11 protein-coding genes are annotated in these 19,026 nt (G+C 38.3%); 8 read left to right on the top strand and 3 right to left on the bottom strand.

The genetic code is table 11. From position 1 onward, the window contains the following. Positions 1 to 10: 10 nt before the first annotated feature. The 3 genes from K5G00_RS21680 to K5G00_RS21670 all read right to left on the bottom strand — a co-directional run bounded on the left by K5G00_RS21680 (position 11) and on the right by K5G00_RS21670 (position 5,404). Positions 11 to 3,436, bottom strand: coding sequence for a SusC/RagA family TonB-linked outer membrane protein (locus K5G00_RS21680; RefSeq protein ID WP_238768438.1), 3,426 nt, complete (start codon positions 3,434 to 3,436; stop codon positions 11 to 13). A gap of 109 nt (positions 3,437 to 3,545) precedes the next feature. Continuing rightward, positions 3,546 to 4,703: a FecR family protein gene (locus tag K5G00_RS21675; RefSeq protein ID WP_238768436.1), complete on the bottom strand. Its 1,158-nt coding sequence runs from the start codon at positions 4,701 to 4,703 to the stop codon at positions 3,546 to 3,548. A 101-nt stretch (positions 4,704 to 4,804) separates the two neighbouring features. After that, positions 4,805 to 5,404, bottom strand: a complete 600-nt coding sequence (locus K5G00_RS21670; protein WP_238768434.1) for an RNA polymerase sigma factor — start codon at positions 5,402 to 5,404, stop codon at positions 4,805 to 4,807. A 587-nt stretch (positions 5,405 to 5,991) separates the two neighbouring features. On the opposite strand from K5G00_RS21670, the gene K5G00_RS21665 reads away from it, so the two are divergent. From K5G00_RS21665 to K5G00_RS21630, 8 genes are all read left to right on the top strand, one after another. After that, positions 5,992 to 7,173, top strand: coding sequence for a sialidase family protein (locus K5G00_RS21665; protein WP_238768432.1), 1,182 nt, complete (start codon positions 5,992 to 5,994; stop codon positions 7,171 to 7,173). Positions 7,174 to 7,223: 50 nt separating this feature from the next. Beyond that, positions 7,224 to 8,759: a sulfatase gene (locus K5G00_RS21660; RefSeq protein WP_238768430.1), complete on the top strand. Its 1,536-nt coding sequence runs from the start codon at positions 7,224 to 7,226 to the stop codon at positions 8,757 to 8,759. Between the two features lie 76 nt (positions 8,760 to 8,835). Further along, positions 8,836 to 10,593 carry an alpha-L-fucosidase gene (locus K5G00_RS21655; protein WP_238768428.1) on the top strand — a complete coding sequence of 586 codons (1,758 nt, stop codon included), beginning with the start codon at positions 8,836 to 8,838 and terminating at the stop codon, positions 10,591 to 10,593. Between the two features lie 348 nt (positions 10,594 to 10,941). After that, on the top strand, positions 10,942 to 11,427 hold the full coding sequence (locus K5G00_RS21650; RefSeq protein WP_238768426.1) for a glycoside hydrolase family protein: 486 nt from the start codon (positions 10,942 to 10,944) through the stop codon (positions 11,425 to 11,427). A 20-nt stretch (positions 11,428 to 11,447) separates the two neighbouring features. Continuing rightward, complete coding sequence (locus K5G00_RS21645; protein ID WP_238768424.1) at positions 11,448 to 13,982, top strand: GH116 family glycosyl-hydrolase; 2,535 nt, start codon at positions 11,448 to 11,450, stop codon at positions 13,980 to 13,982. 21 nt (positions 13,983 to 14,003) lie between these two features. Further along, positions 14,004 to 16,334 (top strand): glycoside hydrolase family 31 protein, encoded by a 2,331-nt coding sequence (locus K5G00_RS21640; protein ID WP_238768422.1) that lies wholly within the window; start codon positions 14,004 to 14,006, stop codon positions 16,332 to 16,334. A gap of 207 nt (positions 16,335 to 16,541) precedes the next feature. Further along, a complete protein-coding gene (locus K5G00_RS21635; protein WP_238768420.1) occupies positions 16,542 to 17,843 on the top strand; it encodes an SGNH/GDSL hydrolase family protein in 1,302 nt (433 codons plus the stop codon). Positions 17,844 to 17,855: 12 nt separating this feature from the next. Further along, on the top strand, positions 17,856 to 19,016 hold the full coding sequence (locus tag K5G00_RS21630; protein WP_238768418.1) for a carbohydrate-binding family 9-like protein: 1,161 nt from the start codon (positions 17,856 to 17,858) through the stop codon (positions 19,014 to 19,016). The last annotated feature ends 10 nt before the right edge of the window (positions 19,017 to 19,026 follow it).

Raw genomic sequence — 19,026 nt, 5'->3', positions numbered from 1 at the left:
ATATTAAGGTTTAGAATGTAACATTTAAATTAAAACCAAATGTTCTGGCTCCGGGAGTAGCAAAAGCATCAACAGACTGAACACTTAAACTACCGGCACCCATTGTTAATTCAGGATCGTATGGCGCATCTTTATAGAAGAAGAATAAGTCTTGTCCTACAAATGATAATGATGCTTTTTCAACAGGAAGCCCGAGATTCCTAACATCAAAATTATAAGTAAGAGAGAGCTGAGTTAAACGAATATTGGTACGATCGTACACATAATTTTCTGCTATACCGTAACGGTTACCAACTGCTGTATAATAAGTTTCCGGATCAACTTCTGTTACAACTGTTCCTGATGTTTCTGTTATACCGTTAATTTTAACATAACCTCTGTCGCGGGCGGCGGCAGTAACTTCGCTTACTCCATAGCCGTCCATTATCATTTGCGTTACGCTAAAACATTTGCCACCAACTTTTGCATTAACCAAAAAGCCCAGTGAAAATTGTTTGTAGTTAAAACTATTACTCCAACCTAAACTAAATTTGGGCTCAAGTTTTCCCACATATTCCCAGGTATCTGTTCTTAGTGGCGCATGGGTATCTTCATCTAATAAAATTCGACCTTCGTCATCTCTTTTAAATTTGATAGCATAAGCATCTCCAATTGATCCTCCCTTATATGTCATTGCGTAATAACCTTCGTTTGAACCAAAACTGGCGTATTTTGTATCATCGTCAGGATAAAGAGAAACCACTTTATTTTTGTTTTTTGAGTAGTTAAGAGAAGTATTCCATGAGAAGTTTTTGCTTTGAACTGGAGTTGCATTTAACGTGATTTCAACCCCTTTATTCGTAATCTCACCTGCATTAAAATATTCTGACGTATAAATTGAGCCTTCATCTGTCTCGTAAGCTCTTGACAAAGACATATTTTTGCTTGTAATATCATAATATGTAAAATCGAGAGCCAGTCTGTTGTCTAAAAAACGCAAATCAGCGCCAAGTTCGTAAGTAGTTATCTTTTCTGGTCTGGCAGTGGTAAAAGGCAAGCGGGTATTTCTGGAAATAGTTCCATTCGCATTACTAATGGAGTGATTTGCGGTAACCACACCATAACCAACCGAATTATTGATGGTTGAACCAGAACCTCTTACTTTGGCAAAACTGATAAACGAAGGCAAATCAGCCATTTCCGAGATTACCCCTGTTAAACCTACTGATGGATAGAAATAGGACTCATTGCCCGTGCCTGCTAAAGTTGATGACCAGTCGTTACGTCCTGATAAATTAAGGAAAAGCATATTCTTGTAACCTATATCGAAGTTCCCAAAAACACCTTCTTGTATAATACGAGCACTACCTGTTGAACTGACCATAACATTTGTAGGTAAGTTCTGCATATAAAATTCATTGGCATACATCAGCTTAACTGTTCCGTTATTTGTGCTTATGCCATCACTTATTGATTCATTATGAGCTACACCTAAAATGCCTGTAAAATCAAAATCGCCAATTTGCTTTTTGTAAGTTAAGAGTGCATCAGTATAAAATATATCAGTATCGTATTTTTTATAATACCAGGTACCAGTACTGGAAACATTTACGGAGTTACCTCCGGCATAGAATTTTTGCTCAAATCTTCTGGCAGAATAATCGTAACTTCCCCTAACCTGTAACTTTAAATCTTTTATTACTTGGTATTCTAAACTAATGTTACCGATAAAACGTTTTGTTAAATCTTCTTTTGGTTGTTTATTAACAAGCCAATATGGATTCGACTGAAAATGGTCACCTTCTACAAACCAATTTTGCCAGGTAATGTTTCTATCACTTCTGTAATAAGAATAGTTTTCTTTATAGTAATCCATACTCTGAGCACCTAAAGATTGATCGGCAAGAGGTGTCGCTCCGCTGCGAGGGAACAAATACAAACTGATCATTGGATTAAGATAGTATCCTGCCCTGTTTCGGTTCTTTGTTCTTTCTTGGGTTAACATGATATTAGAAGTGATGGTAATTTTATCATCTAATAATTTTAATGTTTGTTTAAAAGACAAATTATGTTTGTTGTAACTGTTATTGGGAATAACTCCGGCAGAACTTGTATTACTATATGAAAAATAAGATGTTGATTTCTTATTTCCACCACTTACCGACAACGAATTCACCAGATTATGCCCTGTTTCAAAAAAATCTTCAATATAGTTATCAGCATAATTTCCTTTTGTATAAGACCAACTTTCGAATGCTCCGTTTTCGGCACCATAACGATACTGAAAATCCGGTAACTGATTCACTTGTTCGAAAGTGGCACTTGAACTAAACGAAACAGTTGTTCTTCCTTCTTTTCCACTTTTAGTATTTATGATAATTACACCATTTGCACCCTGGCTACCATAAAGAATGGCTGCTGTTGCTCCTTTTAAAACACTGATGCTTTCGATATCATCCGGATTGATTTGAGAAATACCATCCCCTTCATCGGCGCCGCCCCATATTGATACGGCACCACTCGGTTTATTATTCGCAATTGGTACTCCATCTATTACATACAGCGGGCTGCTTAATGAACTGACTGATTTAGCTCCACGCAAAACTGTCCGGGTAGCACCTCCGGCACCAGATGTGCTTTTACGAATTTCCATACCAGCAGTTTTTCCACTCAAACTATTCATGAAGTTAATATCTCTTGACTTCATCATTTCGTCTCCCGTAACCTGTTGCGAAGCGTAAGTCAGGGCTTTTTTATTACGTTGAATCCCCAAAGCTGTGACAACTACTTCCTCTACATCTTGTGCATCCGACTCCATGGTTACGTTAATTTCGTTGGTTCCGGCCAAAGGTTTCTCAATTGATATCATACCAACGAAAGAGAATTGGAGTGTTTCTGAGTCTTCTTCAACATTTAAAGAGTAGATACCATTAATATCAGTAACTGTTCCGATGGTAGTTCCTTTTACCAAAACTGAAACTCCCGGGATGGGATTTCCATCGGTGTCCAAAACTTTACCTGTAACTTTTTTTGTTCTTTGCTCTGCTTTCAGGTCATCTAAAATCACTTCAGCTCTTTCTATTTCCCTACCCGGAATAATTACAATTTGGCGATCGTAAATCTTGTATTCCAGGTTTGTATTTTCCAAAGCCTGGTCGAGAATTCGGTCAACGGTAGATTCTTTAACATCTACTGAAACTTCCTTCTTGACATTGACCTGATCGTCGCGGTAAAAAATGATAAATTCACTTTGTGATTGAATTAAATCAAAAACTTGTTCGATGGTTGCATTTTTTAAACTTGCAGTAAGTTTAGTGCTTTGTGAGTAGGTGCTACTTGCATAAACACTTGTAATACTGATCAGTAAAAGAAAAACGCTAATTTTCATAATCTTCAAAGCTCGAATCCAATACTCAGTTAGCAGAGAACAAGATTCATAATTGTTCTTTTTTTTCATAAATTTGAATTTTTGTTAGTAATGTTGCTAATGCAACGTTATTTAAAATCTCACCGGGCGATGTTGGGAGCATCTCCCGGTTTTTTATTAGTCTATCATTATTTACTGTTTAGTTTATTATTATTTCGTTTTCGTTGCTGGTTATTTTAAAATTAGATGTTTCGGCAATGATTTGAAGTACTATATCAGCGGAATTTTTTAAATCCAGTCGGCCCGAGAATGTTTTTGCTTTTAACGACTCATTTTCCAAAACAATGGAGACATTATAGTATCTTGATAGTCGTTTTGTAATTTCCAGCATCGATTCATTGTGCAAAATAATGTATCCTTCTTTCCAGCAAGTATAATTGCGGGTATCAACTTCTTTTTGTACGATATCTTTCGATTCGGTGAAATACACAGCCATCGTCCCGGGAACCATTGTAATTTTTGATTGTTTTAATAAGGTGTTTGATTTGTATTTTAATTCAACCGACCCACTTTCAAGAACAGTACTTGAGAAATTATCATCGTCATAGGCGCTTATGTTAAAAACGGTACCCAATACCTTTATTTCGACATCGCGGGTAATTACATAAAATGGCTTTTTTTCATTTTTGGAAACCTCGAAAACACCTTCACCTTCAAGATAAACTTCTCTTTTTGAGCCTTTGAAACCTGCCGGATAAATAAGTTTCGAACCAGAATTCAACCAAATAGTACTGCTGTCGGACAAGGTAATTTGCGTCCTTTTACCGTATGGAACAATTATCGTATTGTAAACAATTTCTTCTTTTTCGATTACTTGTTCAACCTTTTTATCGGTATCAATTTTAATTTCTGTCCCCGAAGCCAGGTATTCAATTTTCGATTCTTTACTTTCTATCTCAATCTCCTCTTTTCCGTTTATAATTATTCGTGTGTTATCATCTTTCGGTTGAGCTGTAATATTGTTAGCAAACTCAATAATATCTTTATCTCTCTGTTGTTCAAACATATAAACACCAAACACCAGAATAAATACAGCGGCAGAGGAACTAACCCAAGCCCAAAGTCGTTGCTTTTTATGTCTCGAAATCGAATTAGAAATCTGCTGGCCAAGTAATCTTTTTTCTTTCTTATCCAGTTTTTGAACAAATCCCCGGATAGAATTATAGATAATTTGTGTTGATTTGAGGTTCTCATTCTTTATATGAGAATCATCTTTGTTAAGTTTTTCGAATTTTTCCTGCAAATCGTCATTTGTCAGGATTTCTTCTGCAAGTTTCCCTTCAAGCTTTTTTCTCATTTTTTCTTTTTACTAATTACTATAAGAAGTAAAAGAAGGAAATATGGACACTGTCCTTCAAAAAAATTGAAAAAATTTGGCACGAAAAAGCCATTTATTTGTTATGTGTTGTCAATTAGTATTTTAAATAGCAATAAAATTATTGATTTTTTATCATTTACTGATGACAGCTTGGTCCGTAGGGTTTTTACTGAGCGATAGATATTTTTTCGTACTGATTCAACGGATATGTCCATTATTTCAGCGATATCATTATAAGACAATTCAGAATGAAATCTTAATATTAAAGCTTCTTTTTGTCGATCTGGAAGTTGAGCAATCTCAATTTTAAGCCTTTCAAGGTTTTCATCACCGTCATGAATGTCGGGGAAAGATATGTTCGATTTATTCTCTGATTCAGTTATGTTGTCAGAATAAATCAGCGATAACTTAACATTCTTCGATGTCTGGATTTTTCTTCTTAAAGAAAGAAATAGATAATTCTTTATATTGTTGGTATCAGACAAGTTTTTCCGGTATTTGTATAGTTCAAAAAAAAGATCATGAATACAGTCTTTTACGGTTTCTTTATCCTTGGAATACAATTGTCCGAATGAGAATAAAATATCAGCATAACGATTGTAAAGTTCGTTAAATGCTTCTGTGTCACCTGCTTTTAATCGTCTCCACAGAAAAAAATCATTGTTGCTTTTTTCCCCCATTTAGTTCAGTTAGGCTGGCGCAAAAATAATATTTTTATTGATCATTTCATTATTTCGGCCCGAAGCATCAATTTGTTCACGAATTACGCAATATAGTTTGTGACGCTTATAAGCTATAGAAAAATATTTATCAGGAGTGTTTCTCTATTGTATTTTAAAAAAACAGAAACAATACAATTTATTCAATTTTTTTGTCGGATAAAATAAACTGCCTGTTAAGCGCCCAGCGAAAATAACAATCATCTGTCTATATTTTTTAGTTTTGTTCCGATGCTGAAACAGGAAGGAACAACTGCTGATGGTCGTAGTTTATAATGGCATTTCCTTAATAAGTGGGGAGCAAGTGGCCCTGGCATTGGAACTACAAGTACAATTCGAAGTGGCGACTGGAAATTAATTTATTGGTACAAAGATCAACTTTTTGCATTATTTAATGTAGCCGAAGATATTGGCGGAAAAAATAACATGGTAGAAAGGAATCCTGAAAAAGTGGAAGAGCTTGCGATAAAATTAGGCCGGCATTTAGGCAAATTATTTAAAGATGATGAAATTTAACTATTACAAAGACTTTGAAAATATTATGGACTATGAGAAATATTATACCAGCACTACTGTTTAGTTTATTGATTTCGTGTTCACACTCCGTAAGTGTTAAAAAGATTCTTCCTGAGAACTGGGATTCTTATTCTGCAGGAGATAAAGTAATGGATGGCCTCGTAAAAGTTACAGCACCGCAGGTAAAAGGCGCACACGATGCAGAATTTGTTTGTTTTGATAACAAGGCATACATCATTACAATGGTAAACGATTCAATGCCCGGTGAATCACCCTACTGGCCATTTGTTTACAACACATTGTCTGTTATCGATTTAAAAACCTTACATGTTCAGAAAATCATTCCAGTTTCCAGGGGAAATCAAATTTTTGAAAATGATATATTGCCGGAGGGAGCTTGCTTTGTTCCGCGAATCATTCAAAAAGATACAAAAACATTGCGTTGCTTTTTTGCGTCTGAACAACCGGAAATAAGGCAGTCGCAAATTTGGTATCTGGATTTTGATGTTGAAAAGGAAGCATTTATTGACCGGATTTATCGAATGAAGTTTAAAACCGACGAAGGTGTATTTGATATGCAACCTCAGTATTTCTGCGAAGATTCAACCATAAAACCAACTGCGGGATTTTATCTTTTCGACTCGTTCAAAAATTTTGACGGAGAAACGTATGTTGCTGTTAATAATTTTATGGCAAAACAAAATGGCTTGGCAAAAATGAACGCGACTTTGGATACTGTTGAGCTTTTAGGATATTATAAAGATTCGAAAAAATTTGCGCTAAGTGAGTCATCGGTTAATCGTTTGCCCGACGGAACCTGGATGGCTATTTGCCGAAATGATGGACAACAGTGGGACGGAACCAACTATCTTTTTCAGGAAAGTAAAGATGGCAAAAGCTGGGATTTTAGCAACCGTTTTGATTTTGTGGTTAATGGAATCAATGCGAAGCCTACATTTAATAAATTTAACGGTATTTATTATTTAGGATGGCAGGAGAAATCGCAGATTGACGGAAAAGAAATTCCTCGTTGTTTGTTTAATGTAGATGTTTCAAGAGACGGCAAAAACTGGGAGCGAAAATATAGTTTTAAAACGGATAAATCATTTCAGTACCCAACTTTCCATGAATACAATGGAAGTATTTGGCTTTCTGTAACGCAAGGTGATATTGAAAATGGAAAAAAACGAATTATGTTTGGAAAACTGGAGTAAGTTGCAAAAATTTGAGGTTTGAAATAATCAAACTAAAATAAACCTATACAATGAAATTTCACTTTATAAAAATTTGTTGCGCATTGTTTATCGTAGTATTTGGAATGACTGCATGTTCCGATAGCAACAAAGAAAAACAACCTAATATCATTTTTTTTCTGGTTGATGACATGGGGTGGCAGGACACATCGGTTCCTTTTTGGAAAGAAGAGACACCTCTCAATAAAAAATTTCATACTCCAAACATGGATCGGTTGGCTGCCGATGGGATGAAATTCACCCAGGCTTATGCGAGTTGTGTTTGTTCTCCAACGCGTTGCAGTATTATGAGTGGAATGAATGCTGCCCGCCACCGGGTAACCAACTGGACTTTATATAAAAATCAAACAACTGACAACGAAGATGATGTCCTGGTATTTCCGAAATGGAATGTGAATGGAATTCAGCCAGTTGGAGGCATAGAAAGAAGTACTGAAGTAACAACGCTTCCCACTATTCTTCAACAAAATGGATATTTTACAATTCATTGTGGAAAAGCGCATTGGGGAGCGAAAGATACTCCCGGTGCCAATCCTTTAAATCTCGGTTTTGATGTAAATATTGGAGGTCATTGTGCCGGAGGACCAGGGAGTTATTTGGGAATACATAATTTTAGCGCGGCCTGGCGAAATGGAGGAACTATCTGGGATATTCCCGGACTGGAAAAATATCACGGAAAAGATATAAATGTAACGGAAGCATTGACGATTGAAGCTGAAGCTGCTATGGATTCAGCAATTGCTGCCGGCAAACCTTTTTATCTTTACATGGCACATTATGCAGTGCATGTCCCGCTCGAACCTCACAATCCTTTTTATCAGAAATATAAAGAAATGGGACTTGAAGAACCCGAGGCTCGTTATGCTTCGATGGTGGAAGGAATGGACAAAAGTCTGGGGGATTTAATGGATCACCTGGATGAAAAAGGGCTTGCTGAAAATACAATAATCCTGTTCATGTCGGATAATGGAGGACTAAGTGCACATGGCAGGGGAGGAACACCTAATACACATAATAAACCTCTGAACAGCGGCAAGGGATCGGCTTACGAAGGCGGTATCCGGGAGCCAATGATTGTAAAATGGCCGGGAACAGTCGAAGCTGGTTCGGTCTGTAACGATTATTTGATTATAGAAGATTTTTTCCCGTCAATACTCGAAATAGCAGGTGTTAGTGGATACCAAACGAAACAAGTCGTAGATGGCCAAAGTTTTGTTCCGATGCTGAAACAGAAAGGAACAACTGCTGATGGTCGTGATTTATACTGGCATTTCCCTAATAAGTGGGGCGCAAGTGGCCCTGGTATTGGAACTACAAGTACAATTCGAAGTGGCGACTGGAAATTGATTTATTGGTACAAAGATCAGCATTTTGAGTTATTTAATTTAGCTGAAGACATTGGAGAAAAAAATAATCTGGTAGTAAATAATCCTGAAAAAGTGGAAGAGCTTGCAGTAAAGTTAAGCCGGCATTTAAGAGAAATGGACGCCCTGCGCCCGTTATTCAAAGAATCGGGAGAGCCGGTTCCCTGGCCCGATGAAATTTAAAAAAAATTGTTGTTTTAGTTTTTGGCGTAAATTATATATTCCCTTGTGTTTGTGTAATTAACCTAATCCTTTTAATATGAAATTACAACTATCTAAAGCATTTATTCCGGTTCTGTTTATTTTAATATTGAATTATTCGTGTCAGAAAAATAAATCCTCGTTACCAGAATTGCCTCCAATGCCAGAGATTCCCGAACCGCTTCCGGCAAACTCTGTAGAAATGGGAAATCCCGATGATTTTCCCGAAGTAAAAATGGATTTCCCTATCGCCGAGGGGCCTTTCCACCCAACCTGGGAATCGATTGCGGAAAATTACCCGGGAGCACCGGATTGGTTGCGGGAGGCAAAATTCGGAATTTGGGTCCATTTCGGTGCACAGTCGGCCGGGCAAAGTGGCGATTGGTATGCGAAACGTTTGTATATGCAGAATGGCCGTTTTAAAAATCATTATGAAAATCATTTGCGTGATTTTGGCCATCCTTCTGAAACCGGTTACAAAGATATTTTGCGCGATTGGAATCCGGCTAAACTAGATCCGGCTTCTTTGACCAAAATTTATCATGATGCGGGCGCTCGTTTTTTATTGTTACAGGGTGTTCACCACGATAATTTCGATAACTGGAATTCGAAATACCAACCATGGAATGTGGTCAATTTAGGGCCGCATCGCGATTTGCTGAAGGAGTGGACTGTTGCTGCACGAAAAGAGGGGATGCGCTACGGCGTTACTTTTCATCATGAATATACGTGGTGGTGGTACCAACCTGCGTTTGGAAGCGACAAAACTGCACCGAAAGCCGGTATTCCTTACGATGCAAATCTTACGCTGGAAGATGGAAAAGGAAAGTGGTGGGAAGGATACGATCCTCGGCTGCTTTACACAATTAACTTGAATGAATATAAAGGTTTGGATGTGGAGTTCGCTCCTGCAAAAGGAATTTTTACCCGGCATTTGGAATATGCAAAATGGTATGCCACATGGTGGGCTTTACGAATTATGGATGTGGTTGAAAACTATGATCCTGATTTTATTTACACCGATGGAAATTCAACTCAGCCCTTTTCCGGCTTGAAGTCGGGAACGGGCTTCAAATGTGACGCCATGCAACGTGTAATTGCCGATTATTATAACCGGACGCTCGCAAAGCGGGGAGAGGTAAACACTTTTTCTGTTGTGAAATTTAGCCCGCCAAGAAGTGGAATTGTGAGTACACAAGAAGGTAGTGTTCCCCAAAATATAAAAACAGACCAACCCTGGTTCGCCGAAGTGGCAATGGGGGACTGGTTTTACGGACCCAATTTTACCTACGATGCAGGTTCTGTAATTCGTTATTTGGTTGAAAATATTTCCCGCGACGGGGCTTTTGCGCTTTGTGTTTCGTTGTTGCCCGATGGTTCGCTGGATAAAGGCAGCCAGCAAATGCTTAAAAATATTGGAGACTGGATGAAACGAAATGGAGAAGCAGTTTATGGAAGTAAAGCCTGGAAAAAATTTGGCGAAGGCGATACAATTAACGGGCAAATAAAAGTGGTACCGCGTGGAAATTTTGCACAGAAACATGCCGATTTTACATTTAATTCCAGAGATTTTCGTTTTACGGTCGGCAAAAATAATTCGCTCTATGCTTTTTGTATGATCGTGCCTGAAGCCGGGGAGAAATTGACAATAAAATCGTTGGGAAAAGAAGCCGAGTTATTTGAGAATCCCATCGCTGAAGTTTCATTGCTGGGATGTGATTCGCCCTTGGAGTGGGAACAAACTAACGACGGGCTGGAAATTATTTGTCCTGAAGAAACGGAATACAATATTGCTTTGGTTTTTAGGATTAGATAGAGGCAGCATAACAGAAAAACAATATCCAAACTTTATTTTTAACCTGTTACTTTTGACAATTTCAATGCATGTAGAGAATGGTTAAAAGAAAAGAATAAAGCTCATAGCTTGTATAGATACTGGGCATTATTAAAATATAATTTAACAGAAAACCCCCGAAAATTATCGGGCGGGAGAATAAAAACTCAAAAGCACACCCCATACCACACAACACTACTCTACAGACAGTTACACGATTTCATGAGTTTGATTTTTCCAGAAATAATTTAATAAAGTTCTCAGCGGTGTCCCAATTTCGTGTTTTTTGTTCTTTTGTAAATGTAGGCTGCCTGAAAAGAAAAATATTAAATGATAGGATTAGATTTAAACCAACTAGTTTTAATAACCATCGTCTTTATCTCTTTTTCTTGCGGGGAAAAGAGACAAAAAACGGTGGTTGATTCTCCCGAAAAGAAATCAATCGACAGTGTTTGGTTTGAATACAAAGGTGTAACAGCAATTGGTTTGGCTGTTGCCGATTCTCCCGAAGGACCGTACAAAAAATACGAAAAGCCGATTTTAGACAGAAGCCACGAAGTTCTTATCTGGAATATTAATGGCGGAGTTGCCGCACTGGCAAGTATAAATTCATCGTTTAACTTCCGGGAAGATGGTGTTAACTTTTCAATAGTAAAAAAGAATCTTCCACCTTATTTGCATGCTGCGCCCGGATTGTATCGCCCTTCTATAAGTTTCGATGCTGATACCAGTGAAGTAAATCGGGGAATTTGTATGGGAACGAAAAACAGGGATGTGTATCCAAAAAGATTTTCAATGCATTATGAGGAAAAATAGAAAGCTTAAACCAACTAAAAATGAATAAACAAATTATTGGACTTCAACTTGTGTTTATCGTAATTAGTTTATCAATACCGGTCATTGCTTCAGACTGGCCGGTATTAAAACATTACGATGAAAACCATATTGCAAAAATAGCTTTGCCAATTGGTGGAATCGGGACAGGAACCGTTTCGGTAAATGGTCGTGGGCAGCTGGTTGATTGGGAAATAATGAACCGACCCGCGAAAGGTTTTAGCACAGTAGTTCCGGGAAACGATGCTCCATTCTTTTCTATATATATGAACGATGGTAAAAAGAAGGTTACCCGTGGATTAATGGGGCCGCTTTTGAATTCGGAATATGAACACATGGAAGGCCGACCGGCTGATCATCATGGAATTCCGCGTTTTGAAACGGCGACTTTTGACGCTGCATATCCTTTTGGTTGCGTAAACTTATCCGACAAAAATTTACCAGTGGATGTAAAAATGAAAGTTTTTAATCCGCTTATTCCGACAAATGCTGACGACAGTGGAATTCCAATTGCCGTTTTGCGCTATGTTGTGCATAATAAATCAAACAAATCAATCAAAGTTTCTGTTTGTGGTTCAATCCGAAATTTTATTGGGAAAGACGGTTCAAATTATAGAAACGACTGGAAAGGAGACAATGTGTATGTAGGAGCCAAAAATAATAAAAATGAATTTCGTTCAGAAAGTAATTTGCGTGGCATTTATTTTATGCCGGGAGAAATAAGTGAGGACGATCCGGCATGGGGAACAATGGCTTTAACAACAGATACTCAGGGGGAAGTTTCTTATCGAACTTCTTCTGTGAAAAATGATTGGAGCAATGCAGTTCTCGATTTTTGGGATGATTTTAGCAAAAATGGCATTTTAGTTGAAAAAGATGAACAGGCAGATGACGACCCGATGGCTTCCCTGTCAATACAACAAACTATTCCTTCGGGAGGTGAAAAAGTTTTTCAGTTTTATCTCACCTGGCATTTTCCAAACCGAAAAGCGTGGTCGGAAGAAGTAATTGGGAATTATTACACTACGCAGTACAAAGATGCCTGGGATGTTATTCAGAAAACACAACCCCGCCTGGAAATATTGGAAAAAAAGACAATTCAATTTGTAAATGCCTTTCTGAATTCTGATTTACCTGAAGTTGTAAAAGAAGCTGCCTTATTTAATTTGAGCACACTGCGTTCGCAAACGGTTTTTCGAATTGCTGACGGACATTTAATGGGCTGGGAAGGTTGCATGGACAGAACTGGCTCTTGTGCGGGAACTTGCACCCATGTTTGGAATTATGAACAGACCACTCCTTTTTTATTTGGAGAGTTATCAGAAACCATGCGCGATGTGGAATTTAATTATGCCACAGCAGGCAATGGAAAAATGTCTTTCCGAGCGGGTTTGCCGCTAATAAAAGCGCAAAGTGGCGGAGCCGCTGCCGACGGCCAAATGGGAACTATTATGAAAATGTACCGCGACTGGCAGCTGTCCGGAAATTCTGAATTTTTGCAAAAATCCTGGCCAAATGTAAAATTGGCATTGAAATATGCCTGGATTGAGGATGGTTGGGATGCAAATGCCGATGGCGTTATGGAGGGCAGTCAGCATAATACTATGGATGTAAATTATTCGGGGCCTAATCCACAAATGCAATTTTGGTATCTGGGCGCTTTAAAAGCTGCTTCAGAAATGGCACAAGCCATGGGTGACAAAAGTTTTCAAAAAAAGTGTGAGCGTATTTATGAATCGGGAGCAGCGTGGACTGACCGGAATTTGTTCAATGGAGAATATTACGAACATCAGGTTTTAGCTCTGAAAACCAAAGAAGTGATTACCGACTATTCTGCTCCGAATATGCCAAAATACCAGCTGGCAAAAGGTTGCCTGGTGGATCAGTTGGTAGGCCAGTACATGTCGCATATTTGTGGACTTGGATATCTGGCGCCTACAGATCGCGTGAAAACTACGCTGAAAAGCATTTTGAAATACAATTACAAGGAAACGATGACTGACCATTTCAACAACATGCGTTCTTTCGCGCTTGGCGATGCAGAAGCATTGTTGATGGCCAGTTGGCCGAAAGGACGACCCAAGGTTCCGTTTCCATACTTTTCGGAAGTTATGACTGGCTTTGAATACACGGCTGCAACAGGAATGCTCTACGAAGGAATGGAAAAGGAGGGACTTCAGGTAATTCAAAATATACGCGCGCGTTACGACGGTTTAAAACTCAATCCTTTTGACGAGATTGAATGCGGACATCATTATGCGCGCGCAATGGCAAGCTGGTCGGCCGTTTTGGCTTTGTCCGGATTTCACTATTCAGCCATTGATAAAACAATTGCATTCACTTCCAAACCCGGAAACTATTTCTGGAGTAACGGATATGCCTGGGGAACTTGCCGGGTTAGCGATAAAGATATCACCTTAAATGTTTTGAATGGAAAATTGGATTTAGCCGGAATTTCAATGGGCGGTTCAAAAATCCAAAAATTCAAAGCGCTTATTCAGGAAGGAAAAAGTAAAACAATTCAAATAAACAAGTAAAACGTTTGAACATAAAAACTTATGAAAAAAAGATTTATTCTTTTCTGTTTTCTTTTGGTATCGGGAATTTCCTTTTCTCAATCCATAAGTAAAACAGTACAACTCTACAATGGAAATTTTTTGAAAGTGAGCTGCCTGAGTGAGCAAATATTCAGGTTGCAGGTAAATATTATTGATAGTTTTCCCATTTCTTCAATGGAGAAATATGGCATTGTGAAATACGAATGGCCCAAAAACAGCACACTGAAGACGGAGAAAAAAGGAGGCAAACTGCTTTTTGTAACTCAAAAAGGGAAATTGACGGTTGACCCCAAAAACGGCCATTTCTCTGTATCCGATAATGATGACAAATTATTAATGGCTGGTGGTTATCCGGCAAAAGAGGTACTTGGCGGAGGTTTTGGGGCTGAATTCGATCTTCAAAAAGATGAACTGTTTTACGGTTTGGGAGATACCGATCGAGAACACATCCAACACCGGGGACACCAAATGCGTTCGTGGGTTTCATACGGACAGGCTTATGCCCCAGCTCCTTTTTTGATGAGCAGCAACGGTTGGGCTTTGTTCATAAATACTACATTTAAGCATTACTACGACATTGGAAAAAGTAATCCCGATGAAATGAAAATATGGGGAAACGGCGGCAATTTTGATATTTATATCATGGTAGGCAACGATTATAAAGATTTGCTGAAACAATACACTGAAATTACCGGTTCACCAAGAATTTTACCTCAGAAAGCTTATGGGTTAATGTATATTGAAAACCGCGAAGTAAACCAGTTTGAATTGCTGGAACATGCCTCGAGATTCCGCGAAGAAAAAGTTCCCTGTGATTTTCTCGGCCTGGAACCCGGCTGGATGGAACACTACTATGACCCGACCGTTGAAATTAATTGGGATCCGGATAAATTTTTTCTTCCGGCTTGGTTTGGCGAAAAATTCAGAAATAAATATATGGGCGCGGTTACATTTCCGGGAGCGTTGAATAGAATTGGTTTTGGATTGAGTGTATGGACACTTTGTGAGTACGACATTACTTATGAAGCAGAACGCGTGGCTGCAAAAGAATTCCCGGAATTGTACCAGAAAAAAGAGGATGGATTTACGCCAGCTTTCGATGAAAGTAATTTTGATGCCGGTGCACACGAAGCCCGCTTTTTTAATAAAAATACCATTGTTGACCAGCCTTGGTTCGACCATTTTAAGTTATTGATTAATGATGGAGTCAGCTGTTTTAAGCAGGATCCGGCTTATATTATCAATGAACATCCCGATTGGTTTTATGGAAACGGAATGAGCGACGCTGAAATGCACAACCTTTTTCAGCCCATGTACCAGCGCCAGGTTTACGATGGTTGGAAAGATTACATGAATAAACGGCCGATGATGTATTTCTGTACCGGTTACGCAGGTTTGCAACATTACGCGGCAACCTGGGCGGGCGACGAAGGTGGCGGGCAAAGAGCCATGGTTTCGATGTTGAACCACGCAATGACCGCCCAATCGAATGTTACCTGCGACATGGGGGTTTTCTCAAAAGACGGTATTCACTTTGGCTTTCTTGTAGGCTGGGCACAGGTAAACAGTTGGTGGGATATTCGCTACCCCTGGTTTTTAGGAAAAATGGAAAAAACATTCCGGTATTATGCAAACCTTCGCTATCGTTTGATGCCCTACATTTATACGTATGCACATGTAAGTAATCAAACTTCGGTGCCGATTATGCGACCCATGCCGCTGTGTTATCCAAAAGACAAGGCTTTGCAGGACAATATGAATCAATACATGTTTGGCGAAAATTTGCTGGTAACCGCATTTACTGATAAAGTGTATCTGCCCGAAGGAAAATGGATAGATTACTGGTCACACAAAGAGTTTAAAGGGAAGCAGGAAATAAAACTTGAAATTCCGGAAGATAAAGGAGGTGGCTTGTTTATTAAGGCCGGCGCAATTATTCCGGAATGGCCGTATGTTGATTATGTTGGACAGAAACCAATCGATACCATGACTGTGCAGGTATATCCATACAAAGAAAGCAATTTCACTTTAATTGAGGATGAAGGCGAAGGTTTTGGATACGAAAAAGGAGAAATCGCAACAACAAAAATGACCTGTGCAGCCAATGAATCTCAAATTAGTTTTACACTTCATACAACTGAAGGCGACTATCAGGGAAGAGTTAAAGACCGAAAATATTTTATACATTTCAATATTATCCCGAAACCTGCTGATGTAAAAATTAACGGAACTACAATTACAAACTGGGAATATGATTCGGAAACAAAAGTACTGTCAGTTAGCGGAATAACAAACGAAGAAGAAAAAAAATTAAGTATTTCTTTATTATAAAAGGAACTCCTGAAGTGCTGTAACTTGAGGAAAAAAACCGAGACAAAAAATCCCACTCATCTGGTGGCTGAATAAAAAATAAATTGGACTGTCCCCGTTTTTGTTTTTTTTCTCTTATGGTTTGTATCGAATTTCAGGAGCAAGAATTAAATAAAGCGAGTAGTACAAATTTCGAAATTGGGAATTTTACATTCAGAAAGTGATAAAATGAAAAGTTACATTCAAAAAATATTCATATTAATATTTTTATTCTTTTTGCTAAAACCAAATGTTTTTGCGGATGAGCTATCGAAAGCAGAAAAGAAAAAAAATATAGCTTTTGAGCAGTTAAAAGAATTTCATAAACGTGGCGGTCTTCCGAATTTTTATCAAAAAATAGAAACATCGAGAAAAGTAAACGTTGCCTACCTCGGAGGAAGTATTACTGAAGCGAAAGAAGGTTGGCGAACACTTACCTATAATTGGCTAAGGGTACACTACCCAGAAACAATATTTCTGGAAACTGCTGCTGCTATCGGAGGAACAGGCTCAAATCTCGGAGTTTTCCGGGTTGAGCACGACGTTTTACAATACAAACCGGATCTTCTTTTTGTAGAATTTGCAGTAAACGATAAAAGCCAAAAACCGGACGACGTTTTGCGTACAATGGAAGGAATTATCCGGAAAACATGGCAGGCCAATTCAACTACCGATATCTGTTTTATTTACACGATGGTTGACGATCAGTGCAAAGAATTTCTCAGAGGAGAATTGTCTTCAACGATCCTGGCCATGGAAAAGCTGGCAGATTATTATGATATTCCGAGTATTCTGGCGGGGAAAAAAGTAGTTCAGCTTCGCGAAGAAGGGAAACTTGTTTTTACCGCAGATCCATCGGAAAACGATAATATAATTGTGTTTACAAAAGATCATACCCATCCCTTGTCAGAATCAGGCCATCCTATATATGCTTCTGTTATCGTAAAATATTTGGAGGAAATGGAAGCATTTGGAAAAGTTGGCAGCCATAAATTGACAAACCCTTTTTTAAACGACAATTGGGAAAATGCACAATGTTATTCGGTTGTCGATGCCAGGAAAACAGGCGATTGGGAATTGCTGAAAAATGGAGACGAGTTGGCTGATAAATTTGAAAAATTTTTACCTCAGATTTACGAAGGAAAAACGGGCGCAAAACTCAGTTTCAAATTTAAGGGAACTGCTGTTGGTTTATATGATGTAATTGGGCCCGGTTCAGGGAAAATAAAAGTAACCATCGATGGAAAGGAACGCGAAATTCAACGTTTTGATGCTTATTGTTCCTATTACCGGATTAACAATGTGATTCTTGAAAAACAGTTGAAAGATACGGTGCATACTGTGGAAATTGAGGTTATTGATGATGAGTTCGATAAAGAAAAAATATTGTCGAAAAGAGCTCCGGAAGCATTCATGAAGAATGAATCAGAATATAAAAACTACAATTATTTTTTGGGGAATATCCTTATTGTGGGAGAGGGCTTACGCTAAAGATTGAATGAAATGCAGCTTGAACAAAATATAAAAAATGGATTGCGAAAGAAAGGAAGTTTCTTTTTGTTGCTGACGTTTTTCCTTCTGCAGGTTTCGTTTGCGCAGAAACCAGATTTTGAGAAATATGCCAGTTTGCTGACACCGGTTTCCACATACACCATCTATAAAACCGACTCGAAAATGACAATTGATGGGATTGCAAAAGAGACTGACTGGAGTAAAATTGAAAGATTGAGTGACTTTGGCGACATCAGAGGAAATGAATGGCCGGAACCGTTTTTACAAACTGACGTGAAATTGTTATGGGACAATGAGAATATCTATGTTTTTGCGAAGCTTGAAGAACCTAATCTTCAGGGCAAAATAACAAAACGTGATGAATTATTGTTCAACGAAAATGTTTTTGAAATTTTTATTGACCCCGATGGCGATACGCACAATTATTTTGAATATGAAGTAAATGTACTCAATACTCTGTTCGACTTATTCTTAACAAAATCTTATCGCGACGGAGGAATGGCTCTGTTTACATGGAATTCCCCGGGATTTCAAAGTGCAGTTATGGCAAAAGGGACAGTCAATACTCCAACCGACAAGGACAAGAGTTGGACTGTTGAAATGAAAATTCCCTTTGCCGATTTGCGTAGCGCCGATGCTGTTAAAATTCCACAGGATAAAGAAATTTGGAAAGTGAATTTGATGCGTGTGGAATGGGAAGGCGGAAATGCTGCCGACCAGAAAGAATATCCTGACAGAGTAAAAACAAATTACTGGACCTGGAGTCCTCAAGGATTAATAAGTATGCACTATCCTGAACGCTGGGGGCTGATGCAATTTTCGGAAACAAAAGCTGGCGAAGGAAAAGTGAAGTTCGAAGTTTCGGCAATCGAAAATTTGAAAAAGTATTTATGGTGGGTTTTCTACAAACAAAAAGATTACAAAAAAAAGGTTGGGAAATATGCTGCTTCACTGGAGGAAATTTCGGTGCCGGAGCAGATAGCTACAGAAGTCTCGGATGGAAGCAAAACTTCTATCCGAATGTGGGCAACACCAACACAATTTACTGTGGAACTAAATTACGGGGATGAAATATTATCGTTAAATGAAACAGCCAAATTAAAGCAAAGAAAAAAACCAAAAATAAATTCTGAAAAAAGTATTAACCATTAGAGCAATAAAC

Source organism: Maribellus maritimus, from assembly GCF_022267315.1.
In the GTDB taxonomy this organism is placed as follows: domain Bacteria; phylum Bacteroidota; class Bacteroidia; order Bacteroidales; family Prolixibacteraceae; genus Draconibacterium; species Draconibacterium maritimum.
The sequence above is the reverse complement of the archived record's forward strand: the minus strand, read 5'-3'. Positions and strand labels throughout refer to the sequence as shown.

Excerpts from the sequence above, each read along its gene's own strand:
- K5G00_RS21650 (WP_238768426.1), top strand. The coding sequence starts at position 10,942 with ATGATAGGATTAGATTTAAACCAACTAGTTTTAATAACCATCGTCTTT.
- K5G00_RS21655 (WP_238768428.1), top strand. The coding sequence starts at position 8,836 with ATGAAATTACAACTATCTAAAGCATTTATTCCGGTTCTGTTTATTTTA.
- K5G00_RS21680 (WP_238768438.1), bottom strand. The coding sequence starts at position 3,436 with ATGAAAAAAAAGAACAATTATGAATCTTGTTCTCTGCTAACTGAGTAT.
- K5G00_RS21630 (WP_238768418.1), top strand. The coding sequence starts at position 17,856 with ATGCAGCTTGAACAAAATATAAAAAATGGATTGCGAAAGAAAGGAAGT.
- K5G00_RS21670 (WP_238768434.1), bottom strand. The coding sequence starts at position 5,404 with ATGGGGGAAAAAAGCAACAATGATTTTTTTCTGTGGAGACGATTAAAA.
- K5G00_RS21675 (WP_238768436.1), bottom strand. The coding sequence starts at position 4,703 with ATGAGAAAAAAGCTTGAAGGGAAACTTGCAGAAGAAATCCTGACAAAT.
- K5G00_RS21635 (WP_238768420.1), top strand. The coding sequence starts at position 16,542 with ATGAAAAGTTACATTCAAAAAATATTCATATTAATATTTTTATTCTTT.
- K5G00_RS21665 (WP_238768432.1), top strand. The coding sequence starts at position 5,992 with ATGAGAAATATTATACCAGCACTACTGTTTAGTTTATTGATTTCGTGT.
- K5G00_RS21645 (WP_238768424.1), top strand. The coding sequence starts at position 11,448 with ATGAATAAACAAATTATTGGACTTCAACTTGTGTTTATCGTAATTAGT.
- K5G00_RS21660 (WP_238768430.1), top strand. The coding sequence starts at position 7,224 with ATGAAATTTCACTTTATAAAAATTTGTTGCGCATTGTTTATCGTAGTA.
- K5G00_RS21640 (WP_238768422.1), top strand. The coding sequence starts at position 14,004 with ATGAAAAAAAGATTTATTCTTTTCTGTTTTCTTTTGGTATCGGGAATT.